Source organism: Niallia circulans NBRC 13626, assembly GCF_001591585.1.
Classification (GTDB): Bacteria; Bacillota; Bacilli; order Bacillales; family Cytobacillaceae; genus Niallia; species Niallia circulans.
The window spans coordinates 272854-289798 of the sequence record NZ_BCVE01000003.1; the positions used below are offsets into that span (position 1 = coordinate 272854).

At 36.8% G+C, this 16945-nt stretch carries 16 protein-coding genes and 1 riboswitch; of the genes, 1 reads left to right on the plus strand and 15 read right to left on the minus strand.

Annotated elements, in window-relative coordinates:
* Positions 1-289: 289 nt before the first annotated feature.
* The 4 genes from BCI01S_RS05565 to yeiL form a co-directional block, all read right to left on the minus strand.
* The gene (locus BCI01S_RS05565) at positions 290-1042 is read right to left on the minus strand and encodes an amino acid ABC transporter ATP-binding protein (protein ID WP_047940973.1); all 753 of its coding nucleotides are present in this window, start codon (positions 1040-1042) and stop codon (positions 290-292) included.
* 18 nt (positions 1043-1060) lie between these two features.
* A complete protein-coding gene (locus BCI01S_RS05570; protein WP_047940974.1) occupies positions 1061-1807 on the minus strand; it encodes an amino acid ABC transporter permease in 747 nt (248 codons plus the stop codon).
* Positions 1808-1871: 64 nt separating this feature from the next.
* The gene (locus tag BCI01S_RS05575; protein WP_047940975.1) at positions 1872-2708 is read right to left on the minus strand and encodes a transporter substrate-binding domain-containing protein; all 837 of its coding nucleotides are present in this window, start codon (positions 2706-2708) and stop codon (positions 1872-1874) included.
* A 108-nt stretch (positions 2709-2816) separates the two neighbouring features.
* Positions 2817-2998: riboswitch (Lysine riboswitch) on the minus strand.
* 126 nt (positions 2999-3124) lie between these two features.
* Positions 3125-3796, minus strand: coding sequence for a transcriptional regulator YeiL (gene yeiL, locus BCI01S_RS05580; RefSeq protein WP_047940976.1), 672 nt, complete (start codon positions 3794-3796; stop codon positions 3125-3127).
* Between the two features lie 83 nt (positions 3797-3879).
* Here yeiL and BCI01S_RS05585 point away from each other — a divergent pair, with 83 nt between their 5' ends.
* A complete protein-coding gene (locus tag BCI01S_RS05585; RefSeq protein ID WP_061797135.1) occupies positions 3880-5052 on the plus strand; it encodes an MFS transporter in 1173 nt (390 codons plus the stop codon).
* Positions 5053-5133: 81 nt separating this feature from the next.
* On the opposite strand, the gene BCI01S_RS25170 is transcribed toward BCI01S_RS05585, so the two are convergent.
* The 11 genes from BCI01S_RS25170 to BCI01S_RS05630 all read right to left on the minus strand — a co-directional run bounded on the left by BCI01S_RS25170 (position 5134) and on the right by BCI01S_RS05630 (position 16863).
* Positions 5134-5241, minus strand: a complete 108-nt coding sequence (locus tag BCI01S_RS25170; protein WP_123258587.1) for a methionine/alanine import family NSS transporter small subunit — start codon at positions 5239-5241, stop codon at positions 5134-5136.
* Between the two features lies 1 nt (position 5242).
* Positions 5243-6748 (minus strand): sodium-dependent transporter, encoded by a 1506-nt coding sequence (locus tag BCI01S_RS05590; protein WP_061797137.1) that lies wholly within the window; start codon positions 6746-6748, stop codon positions 5243-5245.
* Positions 6749-7170: 422 nt separating this feature from the next.
* Positions 7171-8619, minus strand: coding sequence for a DEAD/DEAH box helicase (locus tag BCI01S_RS05595; RefSeq protein ID WP_061797138.1), 1449 nt, complete (start codon positions 8617-8619; stop codon positions 7171-7173).
* A 201-nt stretch (positions 8620-8820) separates the two neighbouring features.
* Positions 8821-9981: a D-alanyl-lipoteichoic acid biosynthesis protein DltD gene (gene dltD / locus BCI01S_RS05600; RefSeq protein ID WP_061797140.1), complete on the minus strand. Its 1161-nt coding sequence runs from the start codon at positions 9979-9981 to the stop codon at positions 8821-8823.
* Entirely contained in the window at positions 9981-10217 is a 237-nt protein-coding gene (dltC, locus tag BCI01S_RS05605; protein WP_047940981.1) for a D-alanine--poly(phosphoribitol) ligase subunit DltC, read from the minus strand. The genes dltD and dltC overlap by 1 nt, the downstream gene beginning before the upstream one ends.
* A gap of 15 nt (positions 10218-10232) precedes the next feature.
* Entirely contained in the window at positions 10233-11390 is a 1158-nt protein-coding gene (dltB, locus tag BCI01S_RS05610; protein ID WP_047940982.1) for a D-alanyl-lipoteichoic acid biosynthesis protein DltB, read from the minus strand.
* A complete protein-coding gene (gene dltA / locus BCI01S_RS05615; protein WP_061797142.1) occupies positions 11387-12889 on the minus strand; it encodes a D-alanine--poly(phosphoribitol) ligase subunit DltA in 1503 nt (500 codons plus the stop codon). The genes dltB and dltA overlap by 4 nt, the downstream gene beginning before the upstream one ends.
* Positions 12890-12906: 17 nt before the next feature.
* Positions 12907-13053, minus strand: coding sequence for a teichoic acid D-Ala incorporation-associated protein DltX (locus tag BCI01S_RS24635; RefSeq protein ID WP_082138248.1), 147 nt, complete (start codon positions 13051-13053; stop codon positions 12907-12909).
* Positions 13054-13070: 17 nt separating this feature from the next.
* Positions 13071-13742, minus strand: coding sequence for a response regulator transcription factor (locus tag BCI01S_RS05620; RefSeq protein ID WP_047940984.1), 672 nt, complete (start codon positions 13740-13742; stop codon positions 13071-13073).
* A gap of 77 nt (positions 13743-13819) precedes the next feature.
* On the minus strand, positions 13820-15562 hold the full coding sequence (locus BCI01S_RS05625) for a sensor histidine kinase (protein WP_061797144.1): 1743 nt from the start codon (positions 15560-15562) through the stop codon (positions 13820-13822).
* A 554-nt stretch (positions 15563-16116) separates the two neighbouring features.
* A complete protein-coding gene (locus tag BCI01S_RS05630) occupies positions 16117-16863 on the minus strand; it encodes an SDR family oxidoreductase (RefSeq protein ID WP_061797146.1) in 747 nt (248 codons plus the stop codon).
* Positions 16864-16945: the final 82 nt, after the last annotated feature.

Consider the following 16945-nt stretch of genomic DNA (forward strand, 5'->3'; position numbering starts at 1 on the left):
GAAAAACACCATTAAATTATTATACAAAAATAACATTGAAACTATAATTCCATTTATAAATGGCCATAAAAAAAGAGAAGCCCATTGACTTCTCTTTATCTAGTTATGTTATCTAATCAACCTTGTCACTACTGATGCCATGCTTCACCATTTTTCTCTCTAAATCACCGGAAACTATTTCTCATCATAGAAGAAATTAGAAAATTATACTGCTTTCTTTCGATTCTTTTAACAGATGATTTACAATTTACAAAAGAGAACCACTATAACAAGTCTTTCCATGAAAGTACTATAGGCTGACTTGTGGCTGTACAATGGTGCGCTTTAAGAATTCTTGCGTACGTTCTTGTACAGGATGGTGGAAGATTTGTTCCGGACTTCCTTCTTCCGCAATAACGCCCTTGTCCATGAAGATAACTCTGTTTGATACTTCTTTTGCAAATTCCATTTCATGTGTTACCACTATCATCGTTAAGCCAGAATGTGCAAGCTCCTTCATGACCTTCAGTACTTCTCCTACCATTTCTGGATCAAGAGCTGATGTAGGTTCGTCAAATAGCATCACATCAGGATTCATGGATAAGGCTCTTGCGATTGCCACACGCTGCTTTTGACCGCCTGATAATTGTTTTGGCTTCGCATTAATATACTTGTCCATTCCCACAACATTTAAGTAATGCATTGCTACTTTTTCGGCCTCTTCTTTAGAGCGTTTTAAAACTTTTATTTGGCCTACTATACAATTGTTCAGTACATTATGATTGTTAAATAAGTTAAATTGCTGAAATACCATCCCTAAATTTTTTCGGTAGACCGCAACATCATGTTTTTCATCTAATATATTTTCGCCATGATAGAATATCTCCCCGCCACTTGGCTTTTCTAATAGATTTATACACCGAAGAAGCGTTGATTTACCAGAACCAGAGGAACCAATGATCGAAACCACTTCACCTTTATTAACGGAAAAATCAATATCTCTTAATACCTCATGTTTCCCATAGGATTTATTCAAATGCTTGATATCAATAATTTTGTCCAACCTTATTCACCTTCTTCCTTATTTTAATTTACCCCTTAATGGTTGTGCATCTGTTCCGATAACAGTGTAGCTATCGGACCCTTCTAACTTTCTCTCCATATATAACAATATTCTCGTAACAATAAAGGTCATTACAAAATAAATTAGACACGCTACGAAGAATGATTCAAAATACTTAAAATTATTTCCAGAAATTGATTTTGTCACAAAATATAATTCAGTAACAGAAATAACGTTTAATACAGAGGTATCCTTAATATTAATAACAAATTGGTTACCAGTTGCAGGTAAAATATTACGGATGACCTGTGGCAATACAATGTTCCACATTGTCTGCACATGATTCATTCCAATCGCATGCGCTGCTTCAAACTGCCCTTTATCAACAGAAATAATCCCCCCTCGAACGATTTCTGCCATATAGGCACCTGTATTAATGGAGACTACAATGATTGCTGCAGCAAAAACATTCATGTCTATACCAAATGCTAGCGCAGAACCATAATAAATAACCATTGCTTGAACAATCATTGGTGTTCCACGGAAGAATTCAATATAGATAGACAGGATGATATTAATTACTTTTAAAATAAACTTTTTTATGCCGCGTTCCGGTGTTGGAATAGTGCGGATAACCCCCGCAATCAATCCAATAGCAGCTCCAATAATGGTCCCTATCAAGGCAATGATAAGTGTTAACCCAGCACCACGAAGAAACATCGGCCAGTTTTCTGAAATTATTTTAATGATCCACTCAAGACTCATTTTTTCTCCTCACTTACTGTATAAAACCGCCTGTATTAAGATATACAGCCGGTTTTGTTCTTTTTTATTCTGCTGCTGGTTGATTTTTGATTGCATTATCCATCAAGCTTGTACGTTCTTTCTCTGGGATATCTGCTAAGATTTTATTAATCTTCTCTGTTAAATCACTATCCTTTTGCAGCCCTACAGCAATGGATGTGTCTTCTTCTGATGTTTTAAATCCTTCCTTAAATTCAACCATTACAAATTTATCATTTGCAGTTGACGCACTAACTGCTTCAGGACGTTCTGATACGTAGCCATCAATAACACCAGACTCTAAAGCAACCCTCATGGCTGGGAAGTTATCCATAGCTGTCTTTTTTTCTACCCCTTCAATTTGGTCAATGACAGAATAGTGAAAGGTATTTAGCTGTGCTGTAACTTTAGCACCTTTAAAATCCTGAATAGAAGAAGCCTTTTCATACTTGCTGCCTTTTTTTACTACCATTACTAAATTTGATTTATAATAGCTATCTGAAAAGTCAACAGTTTCTTTACGGTCTGCAGTTGGTGACATCCCTGCAATAATAGCATCTATTTTCCCTGAAACTAACGCTGGTACTAGCCCGTCCCATTCTGTTTTCACAATGACTAATTCTTTTCCGAGACCTTCAGCCACTTTTTTAGCAATTTCTACATCATATCCACTAGCATATTCTGATGATCCTTTGATTTTAACAGCCCCATTGGAATCATCGTTTTGTGTCCAGTTAAAAGGAGCATATCCCGCTTCCAGTCCTACTCTAAATGTATTGTCATCTGATGATCCAGAAGCTTGCTTATCGCTTGTTCCACAGCCTGCCAATAAAAGCATGGCTGAGACCATTAAAACCATCATCATTAATAATTTGTTTCTCATGTTGTCTCTCCTCCTATTTTTCTTTCAATCTACTAAAACAAAAAAAACGACCTGAGATCAACTCAGGTCGTAGTATATGTAATAGCCCTAAAGTCCTCTCTTTATCCCAAATGAGATAGCACAACTCAATAAACTAGGCGTTTATTGAGACAGTCCTGCAGCTCTTAACTACAGACCCAGCATGTAATACGGAGAAATATTACAAACTTCGGCGACATTTCCTTCTCCTTAGCATCATAGCTTCTCAAACTCCACTAAAGACTGTTAAATATCGCGCCTCTACCTCACTGTAAAAAAGTGAGGTCTTATTCAATTAATTTTAATAGTACCGTATTTAGTCGAGTTTAGTCAACCCGTTTTTCAATTCTAGTTTTTCCCATATTACTTTGTCTCTTTAAGAAAATCTTTCCTATAGATTATTTATTCTTTAAAGCTTCTGCAAGTTTCTTTAAAAACTGATAATCCTTTATTTGATAATTTCTTCCGTTCTTTTGCAAATATTGTTTTTCACAAAATTTTGTAAGCATGTATAACAAATGGCGATAGGATACCCCTAAATAATCACAAACAATCACATGTTTCTCCTTATAAATTCCATTGTCTGCCGTTTGCAAGATAAAGTCTGCAAGTCTATTTTCAAGGGGAAAAGCAAGGGTTTGCGAATACTTAGCTGCCATTACTGTTGCCTTTTCACTTAAAAACCTTGTAAGCTCACGCAAAAACTTAGCATCCTCCAACAATTTTGTTCGATAATAATAAAACGGAAGAGCAAAACAAATAACTTTAGTTGATGCTTGTATGCCCTTTGTATAATACACATCATGCAGTAATTCCATTTCGCCAATATAATCATTTGCATTAATGAAATTTATTAAAGATACCTTTCCATTTTGATGTGTTACATATATTTTCGCTTTTCCTTCCATTACAAAAAATAAATAATCCGGTCTCATTCCTTCTTTTATAATCCATTCATCCCGCTGGTATTCATGAATTTCTATATACTCTTCTACTTGGAAAGAAAATAGATCAGCAATTGAATTCCTTGTTAAAAATTGCTGCTTTTTATCTCCTTTGTAAATTTGCATCTTCTGCCTCCATAAATAAGAGATATCTCCTATTATTTATCTTTACTTCTATGATACCATGCAAATGAATGAGGAGGATAAGAATGAATACACAACGATGGATGAGTACACGTTTTTTTAGTTTTTTTATGACTTGGGGAATATTCCTGCCTTATTGGTCTGGCTGGTTAATTTATACAAAGGGAATCTCCGTCTCACAAGCCAGCTTCATTATGAGTCTTGGCTTAATCGCTAGAGGGCTGTCAACATTATTTGCCTTTCCTTATTTGTCGGAGAAATTTAGTAGTAAAACGTTATTAAATATAATGGGCGCCGGCACACTTGTCTCTATTAGTGGTTATATGCTAACAAACTCTTATTCCGGTCTATTAATCGTAACGGTTATTTTACATCTATTTTATCCAACTCTAATGCCAGCTTTAGATAGTGCCGCGAGTGTCCTTGTGCAGAATAAACAATTAAAACACTATGGGAGAAGCCGCCAATGGGGATCTATTGGGTTTGTTTCAGTAGGAGTCATATTAACTATTTTTACAGGTAAGTTCGGGGATGAGATCATTTTTTGGGCTCTCTTACTAGGGATTATTAGCTTTGTAGGTCTTAGTTTTATGAATGCACCTGCAATTTTAGCGAAAAAACCACAAGTTAAGCCAGCAGAAAAAATAAGTTTGCTGCAACTATTTCGCATCAAACATTTTATTTTAGTACTTATTATTGTCATTTTGCTTCAAGCAGCCCATGCTGCTTACTATAATTATGGCTATATTTTTCTTCAGGATATACATGCACCTATTTATCTCATTGGAGTAATCATTAACATAGCCGTCATTGCAGAAATCATCTTTTTTTCCATAGCAGATAAACACTTTAGTAGATTCTCTGTCGGTACGTTATTGGCAATAGCAGCAGCTGGTTCTTCTCTGCGATGGATAATCATTTTTGCGTTTCCTAATGTCATTGTTTTCTGCCTAACGCAAGCTTTACACGCCTTTTCATTTGCGATGGGACATTACGCCTTTATGAAATATTTGATCAACAATATTCCACAGGCACAAATCCCAAAAGCACAAGGCATATACTCAGCTCTCGCTCTGAGCTGGAGCACTGCCGTATTCACCATGCTTGGAGGCTTTTTATACGAAATAGAACCAAGATATGCCTTTCTTGGTATGCTCGCTTGCAGTCTGCCAGCAATGATCGTTGCACTGATTTATCAAAGGCTAGAGCAGCGAAAACAAGCTTGGATTTCTAATTGATATACCCTTCTTACCAAACAGCTTTACTATTGCTTTATTTAAAAAGGATTGGCCACTATGATGGACCAATCCTTTTAGTCATTATTTTGCCTTTTTAGATACTCTTACAACGTTAAAGATGCTGGCTGCTAAACCACCCCAGAGGATGATCATACCCACTATCATCATAGTGATTGCACTAGCTGACATATCAAGCAACCTCCTTATTTCTTTCTAGAGCTATATTCGCATTCCATTTTTTTCTAGATAGAAGAACTCCAATAATAATGCTCAGCACAACAACAAGCACACCGGCAGACAGAATCAGTTCTGTTGGATATCCTCCATAATTTTCTCTTAAGTTTTGGCGAATATTATCAAACATCATATAGCCTAGAACAATAGGTGTTATAACACTTAAACAAAATTTCCACCATGCACCAATACGCAAGTCAGAAATAGCATTCGTATGTGACTGTAATCCGTTTAATCCTCTAAAGAACCATGCAATTAAGATTACTTCTACAAATCCTGCCGTAACAATTCCAAAATTATTAATAAAGTAGTCCACTACATCCAGTAAATATAAACCACCGTTTGTTGCGAAAAGCAGGGAGATAACTGTTGCAGCAATTCCGCTTGTTAATACTGCTTTTGTTCTTGATACATTAAATTTCTCTTGCACACCTGCTATAAAGGTTTCCACGATTGAAATCATGGATGTCAAACCGGCAAAAACAAGAGAAAGGAAAAATAATACCCCAAATAATCCGTTCATACTAGGAAATTCATTGATGATGCTTGGGAAAACCACAAATGCTAGTCCAATTCCACTGCTGACTACATCTTGGACCTCCACACCTTGTTGGTTAGCCATAAATCCAAGAGCAGCAAAAACACCGATCCCCGCTAATAATTCGAATCCAGAATTTGCAAATGCTGTAATAAACGCATTATTATTGATATCTGATTTTTTTGGTAGATAGCTAGAATAAGTAATCATGATGGCAAAACCAATCGATAAAGAAAAGAAAATTTGCCCATATGCGGCAATCCAAACTTTTCCGTCCAAAATCATATCCCAGTTTGGCTTAAAGAAAGCATTCAAGCCTTGGACAGCTCCATCTAATGTTAAGGCACGAATAACGATTACCAAAAACATCACAATAAGAACAGGAAGGAATATCCTATTTAATTTTTCGATTCCTTTAGAAACTCCACGATACAATACAAATAACGCTACAACCCATACAAAAAGTACTGGAATGACAATACCAGGAACTAAACCGCCAATCGTTCCAGCTGTATCTGCTCTCTTTAAAACATCATTGAAAAAGAAACTTTCCGGATTTGAACCCCATTGGGTCCCAAATGAATAAATAGTAAACTTAATTGCCCATGCGACAATGACAGAATAATACGTACAGATGACAAAGGCAATTAACAACTGCCACCACCCCAGCCATTCTGCCTTTTTATTTAAACGAAATAGAGAAAGTGGTGCGGAACCACGAAATTTTTGTCCAATTGTGAATTCTAATATTAATATTGGGATACCTGCTGTTATAATCGCAAATAAATACGGTAAGAAAAATGCTCCTCCCCCATTTTCATAAGCAACCGCTGGAAACCTCCAAATATTACCTAAACCAATTGCAGAGCCTACAGCCGCCATGATAAAGCCATAGCGTGACCCCCATTGCTGACGTTGTTCCATAAGATGACCTCCAATTAAACTATTTTTTAAAAAGATTCAGATAGTTTAGTTTTTTGCATTCTATTAATATAGGGGTTATTAAGATGAATGTCAAACTACTTTTTGAAGTTTTTGTCGAAATTTAGGTGGTGATTTTTCCCAGGCTTTTATAGTGTGATATTTTCCCTCTTTTTAAAAGAAAAAGTAGTATAAATACTTTAGTAATCTGTGTAAATTTGATTAGGACAATTGTTCGCGTTTTTCATTCATTTTAAGAAAGAAGTTAGTAGTAATCATCCGCAGACTGAATACACTTTGCTTTCATGGGACGAGCTTGGTAGGGGGGTCGAACTATCTCGCAGCTCCCCTAAGAGTCTATGCGTATTCAGTCTGCTCCATTTTAAAAAAATTAATCTTGACTGCGAACTGTTCTAAAGCCTTTGTCAGTCCTTCTTTGCTTCATATACCTTCAAGGATTTACCCTTAATTGGTGTATTCTTCATCTTTTCGAGCACGACACGTCCTTTATCATTCAAAATCTCTACATACGAAAAAGTATCCATAATCGTAATAATCCCAATATCCTCTGCTGATACCCCTTCAATTTTTGCAATTGTTCCAACAAAGTCCACTGCTCGAAGCTTCTTTTTTTTACCGCCATTAAAGTATAATTTCATAATATGTTTATTTAATTTCTCATTTTTTGCCTTTTTAATCGCCGGCTCAACCTTCTTTTTTGCCTCAAAGTCAGATCGCTTATCGGCAACTTCCTCCTCTGCAGGAACAGCCCTTGTAGGAATTTTAAAGCCGATATATTCTTCTATCTCCTGTAAAAACTTCTCTTCAAATGGTGTCATGAAGGTAATGGCTCTTCCTTGTTTACCTGCTCGTCCAGTTCTTCCAGTACGATGAACATAGCTTTCCTTTTCTAAAGGAATATCATAGTTGATCACATGGGTTATATTATCAATATCAATTCCTCTTGCTGCTACATCTGTCGCAATTAAGTAGCGGAATTCTCCCCTTTTAAAATCATTCATAACATCCAGTCTATCTTCCTGTACCATCCCGCCATGAATTTGATCACAGTTATATCCTAAGTCCGTTAATTGATCACTCAGCATGTCCACCCTATCTTTTGTCCGACAAAAGATAATACAACTATCAGGATTCTCTACAATCGTTATAGCTTGAAGAAGAGAGAATTTTTCTTTTTCCTCTACTCTTATAAGCGTATGGTCAATTTTATCGGTAGTCAGTCCATTTGCCTTGATTTCAATGTCAATAGGTGTCTTCATATAGCGCTGGGATAGCTCTTTAACTTCCTCCGGCAACGTTGCTGAAAACAGCATAGTTACTCTTTTTTTTGGTAAAGCCTTGATTATTGCCTCTACCTGTTCAATAAATCCCATGTTTAGCATCTCGTCCGCTTCATCGATCACAAGATAGTTCAATTTTTCTAAGGTCAATGTTCCTCTCTCGATATGATCTAATACGCGACCTGGAGTACCAACTACTACATGTGTTTTTTGCTTTAATTCTGTTTTTTGGATGGCAAACGGCTGTTTTCCATATACAGCTGTTGCTTTAATCCTCTTCAGTCTTCCTATATCAATAAAGTCATCTTTGACTTGAACAGCAAGTTCTCTTGTTGGTGTTAATATTAACGCTTGTGGTTTATTCTCTTCCCATTCCACTAATTCACAAATAGGAATTCCATAGGAAGCTGTCTTACCACTTCCAGTTTGGGATTTTACAACAAGATCAATCTTTTCTAACACAAGGGGGATAACTTTATTTTGAACCTCTGTTGGATTTTTATATTCTAAACTATCTAGAGCTTTTACTATTTGATTACTTAAATTAAATGCATGAAAACCTTTTCCACTCATAACAAAGCCTCTTTTATTTTGGATTATTCTTTTATTATTTCCGTAAGCTCCTATTATACGCTATTTTTCACTTGATTCTCCTTGAATATTTAAAATGACGGCCTTAAATGAACTATATTGTCATTCATTCATCTTAATTTCAAAATACACTTTGTCGAAATAGAAGAAGACGATCCACTTCATACGTGAATCGTCCTAATGCTATTCAAGGAATCTTTGCATATCCTCACTTACATAAACCCAGCCCTTCCAGCCAATATGAATCGTATCCCTCATAAAATAGGGATCGTGCTCATGGCCGGAGTAATCAGCATAGTTAAAGCCGTTATCGCTTATCTGTTTCTTTATACGATTGTAATAACCTTGCCGCCCTTTTTTAGGAAAGCCTGTGTAATCATAATAAGCACCATTAACTGGAATGATAACAAAAAGCGGTTCAGCTTCTGCCTTTTTTAGAATATCAAGCATCAGCTGAAAATCATCGTACTCCAGCGATTCAGCATAGGAATGGCCTTTGTTCTTTCCTTTCATACTCTTCATATAATCATTCTTATGCTTATATACTTTATCATCAATGTAAAATTTAGAATGCTGTGTCCGTTTTTTGCCATAGGCATCAGCTTGTGCACGTAATTCTTCCCAAGTCTTATCCTTCACTTCAGCTGACTGATGTCGATTGGTTGGTTTATCTTTCAAAAGTGTAAAATATAAATCCTTTTTCTTAAGGATGGATATATACCCCTTTGCAGGAACGGATAACATTTTAAACATTGTCTTCTTGTCATTTAGATAAGCATCATAAAGTTGATAGAGTACCGTATCATTCTTGACCGCATTATATGACATCAGCCGCTCCATCAATTTTCGTTTCACCTGCTCATCCACATCCTTATTAAACGGAAGCTGGTACGCTTGCAGGGCAGAATAATTTGGTGCAAAATGCTGTTCGTCTGTCCCATGCTTTACAAACCATTGCGGCGATACTATGATGACCATTTGCTTGTTCTTCAATTGAGCAGCATGTGTTGCAAAGTTTAAATCATGAATAATAGATGTCATTCCGCCTTTTCCTATTAAATAAGGTGTGAATGGGGCGGAATTCATTTCGAAATAATTTGATGGATGAAATGGATCCCAGCGTGACAACTCCGAAGAGCCATAAATCGGAACATAGGTCGAACTTTTGAGCATCTCATTTTGTAAGTATGTTCCTTGGAACATACTTGGCTCTAAACTGATTGCAGATTCCTCTAACCGATCAGCAGGAACTAGCTTAGCCAGCCATGATGTGGGTATAAATACAACCCCGGCAAACAGGACCAATGCAAGAATGATTGGTCCAAATAAATATTTCTTCTTCATTATTTCAGCTCATTCAGACGTTCAACGATAGCATTTGGTGTATTCCATGTATCTCGGTCGAACTCTGTAATTGGTACATTGATATCAAGTTGTTCCTCAAATTTAACAAGTAATTCTACAGTCCCAAATGAATCGATCAATCCTGAATCGAATAAATCCAAATCATGCTCTTCTTTCACCACATCATCTTGACAAACTTCTGCAATAACTTGTAGTACTTTTTCTTTAAAATTCATAGATAGATCCCCTTTTTATTGAAATGGTTTGCCGGAAAACAGATAAAAACCGAAACAAACGACATGGAAAGTAATAATGATAGAAACCACTGTCATCGCTTTTCCTGTTGGCCAGCGTTTATGTTTTTTATTCCAAGTCTCGAAGAAATTAAAACCGCTCATCATCAGGGCATGATATGCTCCATAAATGATGTATTGAATCTCTAATCCATGCCATACACCCATCAAAAGGAACAGGAGAATATACCCTAAATTTGAAACGAGCATATTGTTCTTTATCCATTTTTTCTTCTTTATTAAGAAAACAAAGCGCATAAACACATAATCACGGAACCAAAATGACAAAGACATATGCCATCGATTCCAGAAATCCTTTATATTACGGCTCATAAATGGCTTATTAAAGTTCTCCGGTGACCGGATACCCATTATATAACTGACTCCGACTGCAAATGCCGTATAGCCGGCAAAGTCAAAGAATAGGTATAGGCTATAGCTGTACATGTATAGCAGGTGATAAGAAAGCTTACCATCTGCAATATAAGTTAAATTCATGATGAAATACGCATTAATGCAATAGCCGATTATAAATTTATACAAAAAACCAAGGAAGATTTTGTTAATCCCTTTATAAAGCAGATCTCTGTATTCCTCTGGTGTCCAACGCTTATTCTCATCCTTCTCAAATCGACGGAAACGGTCAATCGGCCCCGATGAAATGGTCGGATAAAATAACATAAAATTAACAAGCTGATAAATCGAAAGCTGATTTTTAATCAATCCATCTCTTGTTTCAATAATAATTTGGACAGCTCGGAATGTCAGATAAGAGATACCTAGAAAACTCGCCCAATTATCCACTGCCAAAATAGGCAAGACTTTAGATAAAATTAAAGGCAGAATGGATAGAAAGCTTATTACATAAAATACGAGACTACTATTCTTTTCCTGGCGATAATGAATATAGCCTTTTACCAATATCACTTGAAGGATAGTGAAAACTACTAACGAGAAAAAGCCTGCATTCCCACCAGAAAAGATAATGGCCAATACAACAATAGAAACAAATACATTGTAAAAACGCAGGTTCTTGCCCTTTATACCGAGGATTATCGTCGGCAGCAGCAAGATACCTAGAATTATGAAGAAAAGGAAAGAGCTATACGGGGTCATGCGAGTACCTCTTCCTTCATCTTCTTACGGTCTGCTTTTCCATTTATCGTCATGGGAATAGAAGAATGATACGTAAATTTACGAGGAATCATATATGCTGGCAAGCGCAAAGCAAGATCCTTACGGATAGCAGCTGTCAGTTTGAATTCCTTATCAAAATCATGATCCTCTGGAACAACTGCCGCAATCAAGTATTCAATTTCTTCATTTGGTGCATAAGGAATAATAATGGCATTCTTAATATATTCAGACTGATTCAGGTGGAACTCAATTTCTTCCAGTTCCATCCGATAGCCATGCAGCTTGATTTGATAATCCATTCTTCCTTGGCAGTACACCACACCGTCTTGAATGAAGCCTGCGTCTCCAGTACGATATACATTCATTCCGTTTATCATGCCAAATGCCTTTTCTGTCAGTTGCGGCTCACCGAGATATCCTTTTGATACACTTGGCCCCGCAAGAATAAGTTCACCTTTTTCTCCTTCTGGGAGCGGATTATCCAATTCATCTAAAACGAAAACCCTCATATCCGATTTTGGATAGCCTACTGGCAGAGCCTTCTCTTTCGTAAGCAATTCTTCCGTGATTTCAATAGACGTCACCACTACTGTTGCTTCTGTAGGTCCATAGGTATTAAAAATTCTCGCTCTTGGGAAACGCTCCTTCAGCTCCTTGGCTACAGCAAGTGGCAATACTTCCCCACAGAAAAGGAATAGTTCAAGCTCTGGAAGCATCTTTTGATCAAAATCAGGATTAGGAAAACACATTTGCACAAAGGATGGTGTCGAGGTCCATATTTGTATAGACGAATGACTTAAGTTCTCAAACAAAAGCTTCGGTTTATTGCTTACTTCTTTCTCCAGCGTATGAATGGTACCCCCACTCTGTAAGGCTGGATAAAAGTCCATTACAGACAAATCGAATGAAAAGGGTGCCTGGTTCAAGAATACCTTTCCTTCCCCTAACGGAAAGTCCCCTGTCATCCAATCGGTAAAGGATTGTAGATTCGCTGCAGTTATTTGAACTCCCTTAGGATTTCCAGTACTGCCGGACGTATAAATGATATAAAAAACCTCATCACTTTGGACCCAGTACTCTTCTCCAATATGCTCTATTTGTTCCAAATTCATTTCTAGCATTTGTAAAACTATAACACCATCAAAATCCAGCTTGCTAGTTGTCGTATTAATTACCACTCCAGCACCGGACTTTTCGACAATAAGACGTACCCGTTCGATTGGAATCGACGTATCTACCGGTATATAAGGATGGCCGGCCTGAACACAAGCGAGAAACGATACCGGCATATCTATTCCCATATGTCCATACACTACAATTGGCGTCTGCCTCTCAAGCTTAATAGCATGTAATAAGCTTGCCAGCCTTCTTGATTTATCCCAGAGCATTCCATAAGTCAGCATCTGGCCTTCTGTACGATATGCTATCTGTTCTGATTTTCTTACCGCATGCTGCGCAATACGAGTTAAAAGTTTCATTTTATTATCTTCTCCATTTAGAAATCATTATAAATATAGTTGCCTGTATTGGCCGTATGGAAGCCATACATCAAGAATAAGGTAATGAGGATGGCAAAATAAAAACAAGTCTGTAAAGCAAACCGGACGCCAGTATGCCTATACAACTGTTTAAGCTTATTCATCTTCTCTCTCCTTTCTTTTATTCAAACTTATAGCCTGTTCCAATAACAGTCCGGATATGATGGGATTCAAAGCTTAATTTAGCCCTAAGCTTTTTAATATGTGTATCCACAACTCGACTATCACCATCGAAGTCGAATCCCCATACATGATTCAAAATTGTTTCCCGTGAAAGGACATTATTTTTATGCTGAAGCAAGAAAACTAATAATTCATATTCTTTTGGCGTCAATTCGACTTGTTGGCCTGCAAGCTGAAGCTGATGAGACTTTGTATTAACAATTGCCTCACCGAAGCTTATCATATGGCCAGTCGGCAGATAATGCTCTTTTGCCCGTTTCATTAAAGAATTAGCGCGTGCTACTAACACTTTTGGACTGAACGGCTTGGTAACATAATCATCAGCTCCAAGTTCAAAGCCATGGATTTTATCATCATCACTGGATTTCGCTGTCAGCAGAATAATGGGTACGCCAGAATTCATGCGAACCTGCTTGGTGACAGCAAACCCATCCATTTGCGGCATCATAATATCAAGAATAACTAAATCAGGATATATAGCATCAAACCAATCTATTGCACTGCTGCCATTATCCGTTTCATATACTTCCCAGCCGTCCTTTTTAAAATAATCAGCTACGACTTCTCGAATTCTCACTTCATCCTCGACAAGCAATACTTTCTTCCCCATCGTGAATCTTCCTTCCAATTTAAAGATATTAACAAGGTTATATGTCTTTCATGTGTCCTAATAAGAAATTATTACCATTAACAAAAGTAAATATAGAAACGCACACCGCCTGGTATGTTTTCTGCTCCATAATGAAAGCCATGCAGGCTAAGTATTTGCTGAACAATGGCCAATCCTAATCCTGTCCCACCCGTCATTCGGCTGCGAGAAGATTCAGCCCGATAGAAACGTTTCCAGATTTTATCCAGCTGTTCTTCTGGTATCTGTGCACCTGTATTTTCGATTTGGAACACACTGTTGCCATTTTCCTGATCTAATTCGATACGAATCCTAATGACAGAGTCAGGTTCGCTGTGGCGGATTGCATTAATAAGAAGATTTTTCATTACCCGTTCCATCCACTCATAATCTGCCAAAATATGCTGTTCATTCTTCGGCATAATTTCAATTACCACATTTTTCTCTTTGGCTATGCAAAATAGTTTATTTGCCAAATCCTCAATCATTTCACTAAGCAAGAAAGATGTTTTCCGTAGTTTGATCGCACCATTCTCCAACTTAGCCAAATCCAGCATATTCTTAATCAGCACTTCCATCTTTTCTGATTCCTCAATAATTACTTCTATATAGTGATCTTGTTTATCAGGACTGATTCCATCTTGCAGTCCCTCTGCAAAGCTTTTAACAATACTAAGAGGGGTCTTCAGTTCATGGGAAGCATGTTCGAAAAATTCACGTTGCTCCTTCTCCATTTGCAGTCGTTTTTCCATATCTTCCTTCAGCTTTCCGTTGGCTTCTTTCAAACCATTTAATGCAATATCCAAGTTTTGCGCCATAACTAGCATGTTGTTCGCCAAACTCCCCAGCTCATCCTTCTGCTTAATCGGCTTCAGCGATGTGAAGTCTAGATGCACCATTTTTTTTGCCATTTCATTTAGCTTAATTAGTGGTCTACTAACAAGACGAGAGAAGAACAACGACAATAAAAGAATGAGAATAAAGCCAGCAATCCCGATATATACATAAAATATTCGGAGTGATTCATTAGTATCTCTGATTTCCTGAAGAGATGTGACAGAGAACATAATTTGCATTTCTCCGTCTTTCTTAATTGGCTCCATTAATACTAAATAATGTTTTCCACTCCATGACTCCACCCAGTCTAGCTGCAGGCTTTCTCCTTCGGAAAGCTGCTTTATCTGCTTCTCTTGAAGAGGAAACCATTCCAATAGTGCATCATAGAGAATTCCTAACCCTCTACTTGCCACTTTCCCCTTAGGCAGCGAAATACTTTTTACCTTCCCTTTGATGGTCACTTCATTCTCAGCCTGACTTTCTCCGACACTAGAGCTATCCTTCGTAATAATAGATGGATAAATGACTGAAGGAACTAGAGCATCTACTTCTCCTTGCACAATCACTTTATCTCCCTTTGCAATATTCAATGCTTGTACTTGTTTTCCGTAATCTGTGATGAGTAACGAAAGGGATACTTCCACAATTTCGCCATCCCCTGTCTCCAACATGATATTAAAAGGATCTTGTACCAACTGATAACCTTCTGTGTCCACAATCGTCAACGGACTTTTTGTCTTCTTTATGTAGGACAAGGTCTGTTTTGTCAGTTCTGCTTCACTCCAAGAATTTTGCTCATATCCCTCTGCTAACTGATGGATGTGCCTTGCTGCTTCTTTCGTTTTATGATGTTGATAAAAACGGTCAAAGAATACTAACTGAAATATCATAATCATGGCGTAAAACACCAAAAAGAATATAGACGTTACAGCGAATAACTTGACAGTAATACTGCGTTTTCTCATGTTATACTCCTTTGTTTCATACGGCAGTTTATTCCTAACTTAAACTTAAGCTATGGATATGTTTTTTGTGTGTCCACATGTAATCCTCCATATAGTAACCATTTTTTTCAAGTTAGGGAACCCCTTTTTATCTATCTCTCTTATTTAAAAAGAAGAAATCATAGTTTAAACGAATCTGGATTAAGTAATGGCGATATGCTGTATTTTAGTGACATAGTTTATTTGTCCAGCAGAAATCACCTTTTTTTGTACAGTAATTATTCAATAGAGACTAGGGAGGAAAGCTAAAAGGGGAACATTAATGACCTATAGAACTATAAACTAGCGTAGTACTAGATTGGTTGTAAGGTAGAGATAGTGGGATTTTAGAAACTTTTTAACGATGGAGATAACCTAATTGGAAACATACGTAAAAGCTTTTTCTAGTTATCTACCAAACGTAAAAGACGGAATTTGCCCAAATATGGACAAATTCCGTCTTTGTTTTCATGATTGCTGTCTATAGGAATGAATATGTTAACTATCCATATAAAATGTTATTTTTTCTTTTACTATCAAAGTTGTTGCCTTGTTGGACGTACTAATATTTCATTTACTCCTACTTCTTCTGGCTGATTAATTGCATAATAAATTGCTTCAGCAATATTTTCTGGCTCAATACCCACAGCCTCTTCAATTTGGTTTATCGCATTTTTTTGTTCTTGATCTGTAATATGTTTTGATAATTCAGTAAGGATAGATCCTGGTGAAATAATTGTAGATCTAATATTGCTATCTGAAGATTCTTCTAAACGTAATCCTTCACTTATTGATCTCACAGCTGATTTTGTAGCACAGTAAACAGCACTACCAGGAAAAACAATATGGCCAGCAATACTTGATAGATTAATTATATGACCATTGTTTTGTTCACGCATATAAGGTAAAACAGCATAAATACCATAAAGGACGCCTTTAATATTTACATCTACCATTAAATCCCATTCGTGAATTTTTCTATTTTTAAGTTCAGATAGAGGCATTACCCCTGCATTATTAATAAGGACATCAATTTTTCCGAATTTTTCTGAAGCAAATGATGCAAGTTCTTCCATTTGATGAGCATTAGTAACATCAGTAACTTTGTAAACAGCCGTGCCACCGTTTTCGTTAATAGTAGTAGTAATTTCTTCTAATAAGTCTTTACGACGTGCAGCTAATACAACGTTCGCTCCATTATTTGCCAACTTTATCGCTGTAGCTTTCCCTATTCCACTAGAAGCTCCAGTAATAATAACGGTTTTATTTTCTACATTGTTCATTTGTAATTCCTCCTTGTTTGATGTAAATTAAGTATATCAATTAAACTTTGGTTTAACGCAAGCTAAAACAAAAGTGCTTTCA